The 1,105-nt window shown below is 72.9% G+C and carries 1 protein-coding gene; it reads left to right on the forward strand.

Going from position 1 to position 1,105, the window contains the following annotated elements; genetic code table 11:
* On the forward strand, positions 1-1,105 hold a 1,105-nt coding region (locus HW445_RS32080; RefSeq protein WP_180224267.1), incomplete at both ends, for a hypothetical protein.

A 1,105-nucleotide genomic window follows, 5' to 3' on the forward strand; every position in this document is an offset into this window, starting at 1 on the left:
CCGTGACCACCTGGCAGGCGTCGGCCCGCAGTTCCGCCGCCGACGACGTGCTGCACCACAGCGGCCCGCTCAGCTCGGCCGCCGCCGACGTGTACCGCGCGCTGGCCGGCGCCAACACCGCGGCCTCCAGCGGTCTGCTGGCCGGCGGCAACGAGACCCCGGACAGCCGCAAGCGGTACGAGGAGGACATCCGCACCGCGGCCAACGGCCTGGCCACCGCCGCCGCCAGCTCCGACCCGGACTCCGCCTCCGGCCGCACCGTCGCGCACCTCAACGAACTGCTGCCCCGCTACAAGGGGCTGGTGGAGCGGGCCCGCGCCAACAACCGGATGGGCTACCCGCTGGCCGGGGCCTACCTGCGGTACGCGGACGAGCTGATGCGGGAGGAGATGCTCCCCGCCGCCGAGGACGTCTACCTCCAGGAGGACCGCCGCCTGCGCGAGGACTACGCCGACGCCACGCCCTACCCGTGGTTCGCCCTGGTCCTCGGTGTCGCCGCGCTCGCCGCCCTCGGCTGGGCGCAGCGCCGCGAGTACCGCCGCACCAACCGGGTGCTGAGCCCCGGCCTGCTGGCGGCGACCTCCGCCGTCACCGTGGTGCTGCTGTGGCTGCTGGCCGGGCACACCCTCGCCCGGACGGGGCTCGACGACTCCTACCAGCACGGCGTGAAGTCCCTGAGCCTGCTGAACGACGCCCGTACCGCCTCCCTCCAGGCGCGCGGCGCGGAGAACCTGACGCTGGTGAACCGGGGCGCGGAGAGCGTGAAGACATCGGACGGCGAGTTCCGCGACAAGTTCGAGGTGGCCTTCGAGGAGTCGATGACGGATCTGTCGCGGACCCTGGACGCGGCCGCCTGGACCGCCGGCGACCCGGAGGTCGACAAGCCGGTGGAGACCGCGAGGAGCAGCATGCTCGAGTGGCAGAAGCGTCACGAGGAGGCCCGGAAGGCCGACGACGCCGGCGACTACCAGGAGGCCCTCGACCGGATCATCGGACCGGACGACAAGTCCCCCACCCGGGTCTGCTTCGACAACGTCGACCGGTCCATCCGGGAGGCGATGAGTTATGAGAAGAAGGAGTTCCGGCAGGCCGCGGCCGACGGGCG

It is taken from the genome of Streptomyces sp. UH6, assembly GCF_013421635.1.
GTDB lineage: Bacteria > Actinomycetota > Actinomycetes > Streptomycetales > Streptomycetaceae > Streptomyces > Streptomyces abyssomicinicus.